The 14,583-nt window shown below is 68.7% G+C and carries 14 protein-coding genes; 3 read left to right on the top strand and 11 right to left on the bottom strand.

Annotated features, from left to right (window positions below; translation table 11 throughout):
• Window positions 1–80: 80 nt before the first annotated feature.
• From L3V85_RS18300 to L3V85_RS18290, 3 genes are read right to left on the bottom strand one after another with little or no spacing between them, the layout of a single operon-like run.
• Window positions 81–1,052, bottom strand: coding sequence for an ABC transporter substrate-binding protein (locus L3V85_RS18300; RefSeq protein ID WP_237680446.1), 972 nt, complete (start codon window positions 1,050–1,052; stop codon window positions 81–83).
• Window positions 1,053–1,087: 35 nt separating this feature from the next.
• A complete protein-coding gene (locus L3V85_RS18295; RefSeq protein WP_237680445.1) occupies window positions 1,088–1,417 on the bottom strand; it encodes a 4Fe-4S binding protein in 330 nt (109 codons plus the stop codon).
• Complete coding sequence (locus L3V85_RS18290; RefSeq protein WP_237680444.1) at window positions 1,414–3,036, bottom strand: FAD-dependent oxidoreductase; 1,623 nt, start codon at window positions 3,034–3,036, stop codon at window positions 1,414–1,416. The genes L3V85_RS18295 and L3V85_RS18290 overlap by 4 nt, the downstream gene beginning before the upstream one ends.
• A 142-nt stretch (window positions 3,037–3,178) precedes the next feature.
• Between L3V85_RS18290 and L3V85_RS18285 the strand changes: the two genes are divergently transcribed.
• A complete protein-coding gene (locus L3V85_RS18285) occupies window positions 3,179–3,613 on the top strand; it encodes a GNAT family N-acetyltransferase (protein WP_237680443.1) in 435 nt (144 codons plus the stop codon).
• Between the two features lie 10 nt (window positions 3,614–3,623).
• Here the strand turns inward: L3V85_RS18285 and L3V85_RS18280 are convergent, their stop codons facing one another.
• Both L3V85_RS18280 and L3V85_RS18275 read right to left on the bottom strand, forming a co-directional pair.
• On the bottom strand, window positions 3,624–5,111 hold the full coding sequence (locus L3V85_RS18280; RefSeq protein WP_237680442.1) for an MFS transporter: 1,488 nt from the start codon (window positions 5,109–5,111) through the stop codon (window positions 3,624–3,626).
• Window positions 5,108–6,085 (bottom strand): LysR family transcriptional regulator, encoded by a 978-nt coding sequence (locus L3V85_RS18275; RefSeq protein ID WP_237680441.1) that lies wholly within the window; start codon window positions 6,083–6,085, stop codon window positions 5,108–5,110. Before L3V85_RS18275 ends, L3V85_RS18280 begins: the two co-directional genes overlap by 4 nt.
• A gap of 135 nt (window positions 6,086–6,220) precedes the next feature.
• Between L3V85_RS18275 and L3V85_RS18270 the strand changes: the two genes are divergently transcribed.
• Window positions 6,221–6,625 (top strand): RidA family protein, encoded by a 405-nt coding sequence (locus L3V85_RS18270; protein WP_237680440.1) that lies wholly within the window; start codon window positions 6,221–6,223, stop codon window positions 6,623–6,625.
• 16 nt (window positions 6,626–6,641) lie between these two features.
• Here the strand turns inward: L3V85_RS18270 and L3V85_RS18265 are convergent, their stop codons facing one another.
• From L3V85_RS18265 to L3V85_RS18255, 3 genes are all read right to left on the bottom strand, one after another.
• Complete coding sequence (locus L3V85_RS18265; RefSeq protein WP_237680439.1) at window positions 6,642–7,877, bottom strand: SAM-dependent methyltransferase; 1,236 nt, start codon at window positions 7,875–7,877, stop codon at window positions 6,642–6,644.
• A 121-nt stretch (window positions 7,878–7,998) separates the two neighbouring features.
• Complete coding sequence (locus L3V85_RS18260) at window positions 7,999–8,940, bottom strand: cation diffusion facilitator family transporter (RefSeq protein WP_237680438.1); 942 nt, start codon at window positions 8,938–8,940, stop codon at window positions 7,999–8,001.
• Between the two features lie 24 nt (window positions 8,941–8,964).
• On the bottom strand, window positions 8,965–9,966 hold the full coding sequence (locus L3V85_RS18255; protein WP_237680437.1) for an AraC family transcriptional regulator: 1,002 nt from the start codon (window positions 9,964–9,966) through the stop codon (window positions 8,965–8,967).
• Window positions 9,967–10,197: 231 nt separating this feature from the next.
• On the opposite strand from L3V85_RS18255, the gene L3V85_RS18250 reads away from it, so the two are divergent.
• Window positions 10,198–11,250, top strand: coding sequence for an aldo/keto reductase (locus L3V85_RS18250; RefSeq protein WP_237680436.1), 1,053 nt, complete (start codon window positions 10,198–10,200; stop codon window positions 11,248–11,250).
• Here the strand turns inward: L3V85_RS18250 and bioD are convergent.
• From bioD to bioA, 3 genes are read right to left on the bottom strand one after another with little or no spacing between them, the layout of a single operon-like run.
• Window positions 11,233–11,979 (bottom strand): dethiobiotin synthase, encoded by a 747-nt coding sequence (gene bioD / locus L3V85_RS18245; RefSeq protein ID WP_237680435.1) that lies wholly within the window; start codon window positions 11,977–11,979, stop codon window positions 11,233–11,235. The two genes, L3V85_RS18250 and bioD, sit on opposite strands and share 18 nt — an antisense overlap.
• The gene (bioF, locus tag L3V85_RS18240; RefSeq protein WP_237680434.1) at window positions 11,976–13,214 is read right to left on the bottom strand and encodes an 8-amino-7-oxononanoate synthase; all 1,239 of its coding nucleotides are present in this window, start codon (window positions 13,212–13,214) and stop codon (window positions 11,976–11,978) included. The genes bioD and bioF overlap by 4 nt, the downstream gene beginning before the upstream one ends.
• Window positions 13,198–14,577 (bottom strand): adenosylmethionine--8-amino-7-oxononanoate transaminase, encoded by a 1,380-nt coding sequence (bioA, locus tag L3V85_RS18235; RefSeq protein WP_237680433.1) that lies wholly within the window; start codon window positions 14,575–14,577, stop codon window positions 13,198–13,200. The genes bioF and bioA overlap by 17 nt, the downstream gene beginning before the upstream one ends.
• Between the last annotated feature and the right edge of the window lie 6 nt (window positions 14,578–14,583).

Here is a 14,583-nt window from a genome sequence, read left to right as displayed (position 1 = left end):
GCATGAGCGCACCGCGCAACCATACTGCGGCGCGCGTGACCGTGCTGGTAGGCGGTTTGCCCGAAATCGGCCCGAGCCGCTCAGGCCTCGGGCGCGCGCCACTGCGCGAGCGCGAAGTCTCGGCTCACGAGGTTTTCGGCCAGCAGGAACTTCTTGACCTCGTCGAGCAGCGCCAGCCCTTCGGCAGGGTATGCGGCTTCGGGAAACTGCGACAGCGGATGCGAGACCTTGACGACATCGAGCGGAAAGCCGCTGACCTCGGCATGAAAGGCGTAGTAGGCCGCGTTGTCGCGCCGGATCTCCTGCAGCGCGGTGCGGCGCGCGCGGGTCCATGCGGCGGGCACGCCCGGCGCGGCCGCGAGCAGCTTGCTGGAAGCGACGATCACCGAAGTGCCGCGCAGCGTCGGATGCTGCTCGGCCTCGTCGATCACCGGATAGCCGCGCGAAGCCAGCAGCGGCCCCACGTCGATCTGTGCAGCGAAGGCCGCGATGGAGCCCTGGTCCAGCGCGGCCTCGCCGTCGCGCGGGAACATGTGGATCACCTTGACGGACTTCTGCAGCCCGTGTTCCTTGAGCAGGCCCAGCACATAGCGGTGCATGTAGGAGCCGCGCGCCACGCCGATGGACTTGCCGTCCAGTTCCTTCACGCTGCGCGCGCCATTGCGGGGCGTGAGCAGCCACACGTTCATGCCGACCGCGTCGAAGCCGATGAGCTGGCTTTCCAGACCGCGCGAGCGCGCGACGATGGCGGGCGTGTCGCCGTAGATGCCCACATCGAGCGCGCCCGAGATGAAGGCCTCGTTGAGGTCGGGCCCGTTCGGGAAGTTGCGCGTGGTCACGTCGCTGAAGCCCAGCGCCGCGAGTTCGCGCTGAAGGTGGCCCTGGCGCAAGGCCCAGCCTGTGGCGTTCGCGGGCTTCTTGCCCGGGCCGATGTAGCCCAGGCGCAGCACCTGGCCGCTGCCTTGGGCGATGGAGAAAAGAGGCAAGGCGCTGGCGCCTGCCACCGCAATGGCGCCGCGCAACAACCTGCGGCGGCCGGACTGATCGGTCATCGAAAACTCACAACAAGGGAAAGGAAAAAGGTGGTTCAGTGCGCGCGGCCAAGCAGCTCGAAGCTCGCATCGGCGGAGGCCGTCGACTGGCGTCCCCTGCCCCATCCGACGGCGCTGCGGTAGCTGCCCATCAATGCTTCGGCTGCGGCATCGCGCTCCTCGGCGGTGGCGCCCCGGTCGGCAATCGGCGCGACGTACAGCGCGTCTTCGGGGCAGTAAAGCTCGCACATGAAGCAGGTCTGGCAATCGTCCTGCCGGGCGATGCGCGGCGGCGCGCCGGGCACGGCCTCGAACACGTTGGTCGGGCAGGCATTGACACAGATGTTGCAGGCGGTGCAGCGCTCGGCGCTCACGACTTCGATCATGCGGTGGCCTCCTGCACGGCCTGGCGTTGCACCCACACTTCGTCGAGCCCGCCGCTGAGCAGGCGATGGCGCTGCGCGGGGTCGAGCACGCCGTGCTCGCGGCGCCGGTGCATGCCGCGCGTCTCGGTGCGCTGCAGCGCGCTGCGGTACATCCAGCGCGAAGTGGCCAGCATGGCCGCGGCCTCGCGGGCGCGCACCGCCTCAGCGGCCGTGGCGGCGGGCGCGCTGGTGCGCAGCCGCGCCCACAATGCATCGAGCCGGCCGAGCGAGTCGCGCAATGCATCGCCTTCGCGGAACCAGTTGCGCTCGTAGGGGAAGACTTCGGCCTGCACCGCGCGGATCACCTCCGCGCTGTCGAACTGCGAGGCTCCGCGCGTCGAAAGCGCAACACCGCCCGCGCGCAACGCGGTGCGCTGCGACAGCCTGGCGCGCGCATCGCGCCCGAAGGCGGCCGCGCCCGCGCCGGCCCAGAAGCCCGACGACAGCGCCCAGGCTGCGTTGTGGCTGCCGCCGCCGGTGAACCCGCCGCAGATCAGCTCGCGCGTGGCTGCGTCGCCCGCCGCATAGAGGCCGGGCACCGAAGTCGCGCAGGAATCGTCGACCAGGTGCAGCCCGCCGGTGCCGCGCACCGTGCCTTCGAGCCGCAGCGTCACGGGGAAATGCTGCGTGAACGGGTCGATGCCCTGCCGGTCGAACGACACGAAGAAATTGGGTTGCGCGGTGCGCATCCACGCGCGGATCTGCGCGTCGGCGCGGTCGAGGCAGGCGAACACCGGCTGCGACTGCAGCGTCTGCGCGATCACCCCGCGCCCCTTGGACGAACCCGCGCCCTCGATGGCCACGCCGTCGGCCGTGTAGAAGGTCGCCCAGTTGTAGAACAGCGACTTGGTGACCGACGAAAACGCCGGCCCCAGCCCATAGGCGTTGGAGAACTCCATGCCCGACAGCGCGGCGCCCGCTTCGGCCGCCATCAGCTGGCCATCGCCGGTGAGCACGTTGCAGCCCAGCGCGCGGCTCAGGAAAGCGCAGCCGCCCGTGGCGATGACCACCGCGCCGGTGCGCGCCACCCAGGTGTCGCCGGTCTGGCGGTTCACGCCGGTGGCGCCGCAGACGGTGCCGTGCTCGTCCACCAGCAGCTCGAGCGCCGGGCTGTGGTCGAGGATGCGCGCGCCCGACTCTTTCACTCGCTTGCGCATCAGGCGCATGTATTCGGGGCCCTGCAGCGAAGTGCAGCGCAGCGTGCCCTGGTCGTCGGCCGGGAACGGATAGCCCCAGTCCTTGAGCCGCTCGACGTTGTCCCAGGTCTGGGCGAGCACGCGGTCCATCCACGCATGCTCGGCGAGCTGGCCGCCCATGGCGTAGCGGCTGGCCTTGGCCTCCTCGCGCGCCTTGCCGTCGGGCGACACATGCCAGAGCCCGGTACCCGAAGGCGCGGTGGCGCCCGATGTGCCGCAGAAGCCCTTGTCCGCCAGCAGCACGCGCGCGCCCTGCGCCGCCGCGCTCACCGCCGCCCAGGCGCCGGCCGGTCCGCCGCCGATCACCAGCACGTCGGCCTGGTGCTGGATGGCACCGTCGGTGCCCGACAGAGCCTGTCTCTCGAAATCTTCTCTCGCGCCCATGGTCGCTTGCCCCGCAAATGCAAAGGGAGTGACCGTATCAACGAGGGGCGCGGGGCACAAAGAAGGAAAGTGCGCATCGATATGCGGCAGCCGGGGATGGGCAGAATGCCGCCTCCGCCACACACATCGGAGCCCGGCCGCCATGAACATCACGTTTTCGACACCCACCGACGAAGAGCTCCGCTCGGGCGAACTCGGCCGCAAGCTGCGCCATTTCAACTACGGCTTCGTCGGCGAGTACCCCGAGCAGCAGTACGTGCGCATCAACGCGCGGGACGAGTCCGGCAAGCTCGTCGGCGGGCTGCGCGCCTATGTGTTTCTGTATTGGCTCGACATCGACGTGCTGTTCGTCGAGGAAGACATGCGCGGCACCGGCCTGGGCAGCCGGCTGCTGGCCGACGCCGAGCGCCAGGGCATGGCGCTGGGCGCGAAGAACGCGAAGCTGAGCACCTTCGAGTGGCAGGCGCGCGGCTTCTACCTCAAGCATGGCTACGAGGACTACGCCCGCATCGACGACTACGCGCCGGGCTACTACCTGCAGCTCATGCGCAAGCCACTGATGGCCGCGCCCGGCTGATCCGCCCTGCTTACTTCGGGGCCGGCTTGCCGGCCCCTATCGCGTGGCTCTCCAGCCCTTCCTTCGGCAGCAGCAAGGCCAGCGCGACCACGCCCAGGCTCACCACCAGCATGGTCACGAAGGTCAGGTGCAGCGAGCCGCCCAGCGCCAGGCGGATGCCGGCATCGGTGGCGGCCGTGCCATGCGAGCCTTGCAGCAGCAGGCGCAACTGGTCGTCGGTGAAGGCCATGGCGCCATCGCCGCGCGTGAGGCCGAAGTTGAAGACCGCGCCGAAGAAGGTCGCGCCCAGCGCGCTGCCGAGGTTGCGAGAGAACACGTTCGACGCCGTGGCCACGCCGCGCTGCGCCACGTCCACCGCCTCCTGGATGAGGATGAGCGAGGCCAGGCTCATCACGCCCATGCCCAGGCCCATGATGAAAGAGCCCACCGCCGCCAGCAGCGGCGTGCTGCCCGCCGACAGCAGCGCGAAGGCGGCAGTGCCGACCGGAATGAGTGCCCCGCCGATCAGCACCATGCGCCACAGGCCGATGCGGTGGAAGGTGCGCGAGGTCAGCGTCGCGCCGATGGGCCAGCCCAGCATCACCATGGTGAGCGTGAGCCCGGCCGTGACGGACGAGCGCTGCAGCACCACTTGCACGTACATCGGCAGGAAGGTGGTGATGCCGATCAGCACCATGCCGCCGAGCATGGCCGCGCCGTTCACCGTGGCGATGATGCGCGCGCCCCACAGCTTGAGCGACACCATCGGGTCGGCGGCGCGGCGCTCCTGCATCACGAACAGCACCAGCGTGACGGCGAACACCGCCGTCCACAACGCCGCGCTGCCGGTGTCGCCGATGCCGAAGTCGGTCAGCGCGATCATCAGCGCCGCGATGCCGATGGTGAACAGCACCGCACCGGCGATGTCGATGGACGAGCGACGCACGCTCGGCGCCTCGTGCAGGTAGAGCCAGAAGCCGGCCGCGGCAGCCAGGCCGATGGGCACGTTGACCCAGAAGATCCACGCCCACGACAGCTTCTGCACGATGAGCGCGCCGATCATCGGCCCCACCACCGCCGATACCGCCCATACGCTGGCCAGGTAGCCCTGCACCTTGCCGCGCTCGCGCGCCGGGTACAGGTCGCCCACGATGGTGAGCGACACAGGCTGGATGGCGCCCGCACCAATGCCCTGGATCAGCCGGAAGCAGATCATGGCCGGCATCGACCACGCGAAGCCCGCCAGCACCGAGCCCAGGACGAAGATCGCGATGCCCACGAACATGATCGGCTTGCGGCCGTACAGGTCGGAGAGCTTGCCGAACACCACGGTCATCGCGGTCTGCGCCAGCAGGAAGGATGCGAACACCCAGCTGTACAGGTGCAGGCCGCCAAGCTCCGAGGCGATCTGCGGCATCACGGTGGAAACGATGGTCGCTTCGATGGCCACCATGGCCATGGAAGCCATGATCGACGCGATGACCAGGGGGCGTCTTGTTGTTCTTGCTGTGGATGTCATGAGCGGTGGATGCTATAGACGGCGCGAGCCCCTGTCTGCTGCTCAAGCTCTCGGGGCCGCATCACGGGCGCATGCAGCGCCATCAGCTCGGCCACCCAGTCGATGAAAACGCGCAGCTTGGCGCTGACATGCCGGTTGGGCGGAAACGCCAGGTACAGCGGCATCGGGTCGAGCCGCCAGTCCTGGAACAGCGGCACGAGCTCGCCGCTCGCCAGGTGGGGCCTTGCCATGTAGTCCGGCAGCCACAGCACGCCCAGCCCCGCAAGACCGGCCGCCAGGTAGGCGTTGCCGTCGTCGACCGAAAGCACGTAGCGGCCCTGCACTTCGATGCGTTCGTCGCCTTCTTCACGCCATATCGCATACGGGAAGGTCTTGCCGTTGCGCGACCACAGGAAGCCCACGATGCGGTGATGCGTGTCTTCCAGCTCGCGCGGATGAGCCGGCGTGCCGGCAAGCGCCAGGTAGGACGGCGCTGCGTAGACGCCTAGCTGCAGGTCGCCCACGCGGCGCGCCATCAGCGATTGGTCCGTCAGCTCGCCGCCGCGCACGACGCAGTCCACGTTCTCGCCGATCACGTCCACCACCCGGTCGCTCACGCCCATGTCGAGCTGGATGTCGGGATGGCGCGCGTGGAAGGCCGGCAGCGCCGGCACCAGGATCATCCGCGCCAGCGGGCTGGGCACGTCCACCCGCAGCCGGCCCCTTGGCGACGCCGAGGCGCCCGACAGGCTGGTTTCGGCGTCGTCCATGTCGGCCAGCAGGCGCACCACGCGCTCGTAATAGGCCGCGCCGTCGGCCGTGACGTTCACCTTGCGCGTGGTGCGGTTGAGCAGCTTCACGCGCAACCGGGCTTCGAGCTGCTGCACCAGCTGCGTCACGGTGGTCTTGCTCATGTGCAGCGTGTCGGCCGCCTTGGTGAAGCTGCCTGCTTCCACGACGCGGGCAAAGGCCTGCATCGCATCGAAACGGTCCATGTGCGCTGCTCCTGTCGATGGGGTGATTGTTTGGGTTTTCCAAACAGTGATTGTTGGCTTTGCCCGTTTATCGCGAAGGCAGGCCCTCCTAAAGTCCCTTCATCGTCATCCATCACAGCAGGAAGAAAGCAATCCATGACTCGACGCGACGTCGTTTTTCCGCCCGGGCGCCAAGCGCTCTATGAAAAGAACCGCTATTCGCCGGCGGTGCGCGCCAACGGTTTCCTGTTTGTCTCCGGGCAGGTGGGCAGCCGCGAGGACGGCTCGCCCGAGCCGGAGCTCGAAGCGCAGGTGCACCGCGCCTTCGGCAACCTGAACGCGATCCTGGCGGCCGCGGGCTGCACTTTCGACGACGTGGTCGACGTGACCGTCTTCATCGTCGACCCCGAAAAGAACTTCGAGAAAATCTGGAAGCTGGTGCCCCAGTACTGGGGCGAGGCGCCGCACCCCACGCTGACCGGCATCGGCGTGACCTGGCTCTACGGCTTCCAGTTCGAGATCAAGGTCATCGCCAAGCTGCCGGAGCCCTCCGGCAGCTGACGGGTCGCGCCGGGGTTCAGCTCCCGGCGCTCAGCGCCGAGGTGTTGTCGTAGATGTAGCGCCGCGACCAGGGCAGTGTCCTGGCCGCCCTGCCCGCCTTGCGCCCGACGATCTGGTAGATGGCCACGTCGTCGTTCTCGAAGGCATAGGCACAGCCCGCCAGGTAGATGCGCCAGATGCGGAATTTCTCTTCATCGACCAGTTCGTGCGCCTTCGCGGCATTGGCCTCGTAGGCGTCGCTCCAGCAGCGCAGCGTCTGCGCATAGTGGCGGCGCAGGTTCTCCACGTCGAAGGCCTCGAGCCCGCCCTGCTGCATGGCCTGCAGCGCCAGGCTGATGTGCGGCAGCTCGCCGTTCGGGAACACGTAGCGGTCGATGAAGTCGCCGCCGCCATAAGACACACCGCCGCCCTCGGGGTCCGACGAAGTGATGCCGTGGTTCATGACCACGCCGTCTTCGGCCAGCAGCTCCTGCACGCGCTTGAAGTACGCCGGCAGGTTCTTGCGACCCACGTGCTCGAACATGCCGACGCTGGTGATGCGGTCGAACTGGCCGGTCACGTCGCGGTAGTCCTGCAGGCGGATCTCGATGCGGTCTTCCAGGCCGGCGGCCTTCACGCGCTCGGTGGCCAGGTCGAACTGGTTCTGCGAGAGCGTCACGCCCACGCAACGCGCGCCGAACTTCTGCGCCGCGCGGATCACCAGCGCGCCCCAGCCGCAGCCGATGTCCAGCAGCGTCTGGCCCGGCTTCAGTTCGATCTTGGTGAGGATGTGGTCGATCTTCTTGAGCTGCGCGGTCGCGAGGTCTTCGTCGCCGTTCTCGAAGTAGGCGCACGAATACACCATGTTCGGGTCGAGCCACAGCTGGTAGAAGGCGTTCGACACGTCGTAGTGGTACTGGATCGACTTCTTGTCCGACGACTTGGTGTGCGTGAAGTAGCGCGCCATGTTCTGCAGCGCGCCGCCGGGCTTGTCGATCGAGGTCTTGGCCAGGCCGTAGGCGATGTCGATGACGTCGCTGAGCTTGCCCTCGATGTCGATCTTGCTCTTGACGTAGGCCTCGCCCAGGTTGTCGAGCGTGGGCTGCAGCATCAGCGACAGCGCCGCGGGCGACTTGACATGCAGCGTGACCGAGGGCCCGCTGAAGGTGCCGAAGTCAAAGGACTGTCCGTCCCACAAGGTGAGCCGCGCTGGCAGGTTGGCGCGTGCGCGGACACCGGCGCTCCACTGCGCCAGCTTCTTTTCCCAAAGCATGCATTTCTCCGTGTTGTTTGGTTCCCCCGTTCGAATGAGCGGGCTGCTGCAGCGACCAAAACAATAGCGAAATTTTGTAAGTTCTGCATGGTCGTGACGACGCAAGAAATCGCGGCAAGTGCTAGAAGGCGCCCGGCTGCCTTTGCGTTGCCTTGTCCTGCCCCGGCGCGTCGCTGGCCTCGATGAAGATGCGCTTGATCATCGGGAAGCGCGCGCGCACCTGCCTCTCGATGGCCGCGACGGCATCGGCCGCGTCGCCGGTGGACGTGTCGTCGCGGAAGTTCACGTCGACCACCACCAGTACCTCGTCGGCCCCGATGTACATCGACAGCACATGGCCCACGTCTTCCACGCCCGGCTGCTCCATGGCAATGGCGCGTATGGCGCGTGCCGTCTCGGGCCGGATGCCTTCTCCGATCAGCAACCCGCGCGCCTGGCTGATGAGAAACACGGCCACGCCCGCCAGCAGCAGGCCGATGACCACCGAGGCCACGCCGTCGAGCTCGGGCATGCCCAGCGAATGGCTGAAGTAGATGCCCAGCGCGGCCACGGCCAGCCCCGCCAGCGCGGCCGAGTCTTCGGCCAGCACGGTGTAGGTGGTCGGGTCCTTGCTGCGGTCGAGCGCCTGCCAGAAGGGCTGCCCGCGTGCCTGCGCGCGAAACTCCTTCAGCGCGATGAAGAAGCTCGTGCCCTCGAACAGCGCCGCGGCCGCGAGCACCACGTAGTTCCAGGTCGGATCGCGCATCGGCTCGGGGTTGCGGATGTGCTGGATGCCCTCGAAGAACGACACGCCGCCGCCCAGCCCGAAGATCAGCACCGCGACGATCAGGCTCCAGAAGTACAGCTCCTTGCCGTGCCCGAACGGATGCTCCACCGTGGCGGGCCGCTTGCTCAGCCGCAGCCCCACCAGCAGCAGGACGCCGTTGAAGGTGTCGACGGCCGAGTGGATGCCTTCCGACAGCATGGCCGAGCTGCCGGTGATGCCCGCCACCACGAACTTGGTGACCGCGATCGCGACGTTGGCGCCGATGGCGCCGTAGATCGCGATCTTCGATTCAGCCATGAAGCGAGCGGGCCGCGGCGCGCTTCATGCCGCTTCCATCGACGCGGCGGCGATGGCATCGTTGCCCGCCTCGCCGAGCCAGCGGCGCTTGTCGCGCAGCGGCGGCGCGCCGAACATGCGGCCGTATTCGCGCGCGAACTGCGACGGGCTTTCGTAGCCCACGTTGTGCGCGGCCGAAGCCACGTCGGCACCGGCGATCAGCATCTGCCGGCGTGCCTCCTGCAGCCGAAGCTGCTTCTGGTACTGCAGCGGGCTCATGGCGGTGACGGCCTTGAAGTGGTGATGGAACGACGACACGCTCATGTGCACCGCCCGCGCCATGTCCTCCACCCGCAGCGACTGCGCATAGTTCACGCGCAGCGCGCTGATGGCCTTGGCAATGCGCTGGGTGTGGCTGTCCTGCAGCGCGATCTGCCGCAGCCGCGCGCCCTCGCCGTTCACCAGCAGGCGGTACATGATCTCGCGCTTGATGAGCGGCGCCATGATCGGCACGTCTTCGGGCGTGTCCAGCAGGCGCAGCAGACGCAGCACCGGCTCCAGCACGGGCATCGCGATGCGGTTGACGTACATGCCGCGCGAGGCCGGCGCGTTGGCCTTGGCGGGCAGCTTATCGTCGCGGATGAGCTCGCCGATGTCGTCGAGCGCCAGCTCCAGCCGCAGGCCCAGGTAGGGCTCGTTGTTGCTGGCCACGCGCACCTGGCCGCACACCGGCAGGTCGACCGAGGTCACCAGGTAGTGCATGGGGTCGTACACGTAGATGTCGTCGCCCACGATGATGCGCTTGGAACCCTGCGCGATCAGCCCCAGCGCCGGGGACGCGAAGGCGTGCTTGGGGCCTTCGGGCTTGCTGATGCAGAACACGTGCAGGCCGGGCACGGCGGTGATGACGGTGCCGTCCTGCCCGCCCATGATGTGCTTGAGCAGCGACACCAGCTCCTTGCGGGCGTCGTCGATCTCGGGTTCGAGCGGCATCGGCTGGGCCGGCTGGCCGACCGCGGCGGTGATTTCGGATGTTGCTTCGGACATGTTCGGGGCCTTGTCGCGATGGGGGCCGCGCAGCGGCCCCATGGAGGAATGAGCGGTTTGCAGCTTAGCGCCCCTCCCGCGAATTCGCACGCGCCGCCGGGGAGGTCTGGAGAATCAGGCAAATACTTTGCAGGAACGCGCTCGCCCCGCCGGCGCGCCCGGCCGGATACTTTTGGCTGTCGCCCACGGCCGACCGGCCCTGGAGCGCCTTCAACGCAAAGGAACAACGCCATGCAATACCGCAAATTCGGCCGTACCGGCCTCCTGGTTTCGGAACTGTGCCTGGGCACCATGACCTTCGGCGGCTCCTCCGGCATCTGGGGCCAGATCGGCAACCTGCAGCAGGCCGAGGCCGAAGGGCTGATCGGCCGCGCGCTGGACGCCGGCATCAACTTCATCGACACGGCCGACGTGTACTCCGAAGGCATGTCCGAGGTCATGACCGGGCAGGCCCTGAAGAACCTCAAGGTGCCGCGCGACAGCTTCGTGCTGGCGACCAAGGTGCTGGGCGAGACCGGCAGCAAGGGCGTCAACTCCGCCGGCGCCTCGCGTTTTCACATCATGGACGGCGTGAAGGCCAGCCTGAAGCGGCTGCAGCTGGACCACATCGACCTGTACCAGATCCACGGCTTCGACCCGGTCACGCCCATCGAGGAAACGGTGCATGCGCTCGACAACCTCGTGCGCCACGGCCATGTGCGCTACGTGGGCGTGTCGAACTGGGCCGCCTGGCAGATCGCCAAGGCGCTGGGCATCGCCGAGCGCGACCGGCTGGCGCGTTTCGAGTCGCTGCAGGCGTACTACACCATCGCCGGGCGCGACCTGGAACGCGAACTGGCGCCGATGCTGCGCAGCGAAAACGTCGGCCTGATGGTCTGGAGTCCGCTGGCGGGCGGCCTGCTGAGCGGCAAGTTCGGCCGCGACATCGAGGCCGAGCAAGGCAGCCGCCGCGCCACCTTCGACTTTCCGCCCGTCAACGTCGACCGCGCCTACGACTGCATCGACGCGATGCGCAAGCTGGCCGATGCCCGCAAGGTGTCGGTTGCGCAGATCGCGCTGGCATGGCTGCTGCACCAGCAGGTGGTGACCAGCGTGATCATCGGCGCCAAGCGCGCCGAGCAGCTCGACGACAACATCGCCGCCACCGCCATCAAGCTGACGCCGGAAGAGCTGGCCACGCTGGACAAGGTGAGCGCGCTGCCCGCCGAATACCCCGGCTGGATGCTCGAGCGCCAGGGCGGCGCGCGGGCCAAGCGCCTGGCGGAATCAGGCCAGCGCGGCTGAAACTTCCGGCGCCTGCAGGGCAGCGAGGCGCGCGGCGTGGGCCGCCGTCGCGCGCAGGGCGCGCAGGTCGATGTGCCGGGCCGCCTGCGCGGCATTCGCATGCTCCAGGTGCGGCACGATGCCCAGCAGGGGCGCGCCCAGGCGGGCGCGCAGCGTTTGCAGGTTGGCCTGCGGCGCCAGCATCAGCGGGTCGATCATGCTGGCCACCCAGCCCGCGAGCACCAAACCACGGGCGCGGATCGCCTCGGCGGTCAGCAGCGCATGGTTGAGGCAGCCCAGCCGCACACCGACCACGAGAATCACCGGCAAGCCCAGCGCCACGGCGAGATCGGCGCTGTCCAGGTCGTCGCCGAAGGGCACGCAGAAGCCGCCCACGCCCTCGACCACCACCGCATCGGCACGCGCCGACAGTTGCTCGAAGGCCGACAGCAGCGGCTGCAGCGCGATGCGCATGCCCTCCTCCCTGGCGGCGAGGTGCGGCGACATCGGCGCGCGCAGCAGGTACGGGCAACGCAGCGCGAGCGGCGCATCGACGTTGCCGGCCTCGTGCAGGCGTGTGACGTCTTCGTTGCACCATTCGCCGTCGATCTGTTCGAGACCGGCCGCCACCGGCTTCATGCCGACGGCGCGCAGGCCCGAGGCGGCAAGCACGCTCAGCATGGCGCTGCTGACCAGCGTCTTGCCGATGCCGGTGTCGGTGCCGGTGACGAACCAGCGGCGCGGCGTCATGCGGCCTCCTTGCAGGGCTGTTGCCATGCGAGCGATTGCCCCAGCGCGTCGACCAGCCGCGCCACGTCCGCCTCCGAATGGCTGGCCGACAGCGCGATGCGCAGCCGCGCGGTGCCCGCGGGCACGGTCGGCGGACGGATCGCACCGACGCGCAGGCCTTGTGCGTCGAGCAGCGCCATCGTCCGCATCGCACGTGCGTTGTCTCCGACGATCAGCGGCTGGATGGCGGTGGACGAATCGGGCAGCCACGCGCTGCCGTCCGGGGGAAGCACACCGGCCAAGCCTTGTCGCAGTTGGGCAATGCGTGCCCGCAGCCGGATGCGCCGTTCGTCGCCCTCCTCGCCTTCGATCAGCGACAGGCTCGCGAGCAAGGCATGCGCAACGGCCGGCGGCGCGGCCGTGGTGAAGATGTAGGGCCGCGCGCGCTGCACCAGATAGTCGACGACGGTTTGGTGCGCCGCCACGAAAGCGCCCGCCACGCCCGCCGCCTTGCCCAGCGTGCCCACCAGCACCAGCCGCTCGGAACGCAGCCCCATGGCTTCGAGCACGCCGCGCCCCGTGGCGCCCAGAACGCCGAAGCCGTGTGCGTCGTCCAGCACCAGCCAGGCGTCGTGCCGCTCGGCCAGCGCCAGCAGTTCGGCCACCGGCGCTATGCATCCGTCCATGCTGAACACCGCATCGCTCACGATGAGCTTGACCGGCGCATCGCAGGCACCGAGCTGTGCGTCGAGCGCAGCCACGTCCCGGTGCGCATAGCGTTCGACACGGGCCTTGGCCAACCGTGCGCCGTCGATCAGCGAGGCGTGGTTGAGTGCCTCCGAGAAAATCGCCGCCTCGGCGCCGCCCAGCGCCGACAGCACCGCCAGGTTGGCCATATAGCCGGTGCAGAAGAACAGGCTGCGCGCATCTGGAATGAACGGCGCCATCCAGTCCGCGAGCCGTTCTTCGAGCTGCGCATGCGCGCGCGAATGGCCCAGGATCAGGTGCGAACCGCCGCTGCCCGTGCCGTAGAGCGCCGCGCCTTCAGCCCAGGCCGCCGCCAAGGCAGGGTGCGCGGCCAGGCCCAAGTAGTCGTTGCTGCTGAAGCCGAGCATGGTGCGCGGCGCGGCGGCGCCGTGCAGGGTCAGCGTCTGCCGGGGAGCGCAGGCGGTCTCGGCGATCTGGCGGCGGCGGCGCAGCGATTGCGCGTCGAGCGCGTCGATCTCGCCCTGCAGGCGGTCAAGCAAGCGCGACATCGCGGGCTCCTTGCTTCGTGCCGGTGGCAGCGACCGCCTTCAGCGTGGCCAGCGTGCCGCCCACCAACTGGTCGATCTCGCCGTCATCGATGGCGTATGGCGGCATCAGGTAGACCGTGTTGCCGATGGGTCGCATCAGCAGTCCCTGCTCTCGCGCGACCATGTGGAATCGCTCCGCGAAGCGCGCGCCGGGCTCGCGCACGTCGAACGCGGTGATCATGCCCTGCTGCCGCAGATGGTCGACCGGCAGGCCGCCGAGCCCTTCTTGCAGGCCTTGCAGCAGTCGCGCGGCGCGGCTGCGGTTGCGCCGCAGCACGTCTTCGCTGTCGAACAGGTCGAGCGTGGCCAGCGCCGCGCGGCAGGCCAGCGCATTGCCGGTGTACGAGTGCGAATGCAGGAAGCTGCGGGCCGCATCGTCGTCGATGAAGGCTTGGTAGATCGCGTCGCGCGCCATCACCAGTGCCAGCGGCAGATAGCCTCCGCTGATGCCCTTCGACAGGCACAGGAAGTCCGGCCAGATGCCGGCCTGCTCGCAGGCGAAGAAGCTGCCGGTGCGGCCACAGCCCACGGCTATTTCATCGGCGATCAGGTGCACCTCGTGGCGGTCGCACAGCGCGCGCACCAAGCGCAGGTACTCGGGGTCGTGCATCGCCATGCCGGCGGCGCACTGCACCAGCGGCTCGAGGATGACGGCGGCAATGCTGTCGTGGTGCCCGGCCAGCAGCGATTCGAGTTGGGCCGCCGCGCGGCGCGCCACGTCGGCGGGGCCTTCGCCCGGCAACGCCGAGCGCGCATCCGGCGAAGCGACGAGGTGCGCGTTCGCGAGCAGCGGCGCGTAGGCGTCGCGGAACACCGGCACGTCGGTCACGTGCAGCGCGCCCAGCGTCTCGCCGTGATAGCCCTGGCGCAGCGCGACGAAGCGCTGCTTGCCGCCACGGCCGGCATTGCGCCAGGCGTGGAAACTCATCTTCAGCGCGATCTCGACCGCCGAGGCGCCGTCGGAGGCATAGAAGCAATGGCCCAGTGCGTGGCCGGTGAGCGCGGACAGGCGCTCGGCCAGTTCCACCGCCGGCGCATGCGTGCAGCCCGCGAGCATCACGTGCGGCAGCGTGTCGAGCTGCGCCTTCAGCGCGGCATTGATGGCCGGGTGCGCATGGCCGAAAAGATTGACCCACCAGGAACTGGTCGCGTCCATGTAGCGCCTGCCTTCGTGGTCGAAGAGCCAGACGCCCTCGCCGCGCGCAATCGGCAGCGGCGGCACGGCTTCGAGCCGGATGCTCTGGGTGCACGGGTGCCACACATGGCGCCGGCTGCGTTGCTGCCAGCCGGCGTTGCCGGGAGAAAAATCGGTCGATGAAGGCACCCGCGC

The sequence above is a fragment of the Variovorax paradoxus genome (assembly GCF_022009635.1).
Lineage (GTDB): Bacteria > Pseudomonadota > Gammaproteobacteria > Burkholderiales > Burkholderiaceae_C > Variovorax.
The sequence above is the reverse complement of the archived record's forward strand: the minus strand, read 5'-3'. Positions and strand labels throughout refer to the sequence as shown.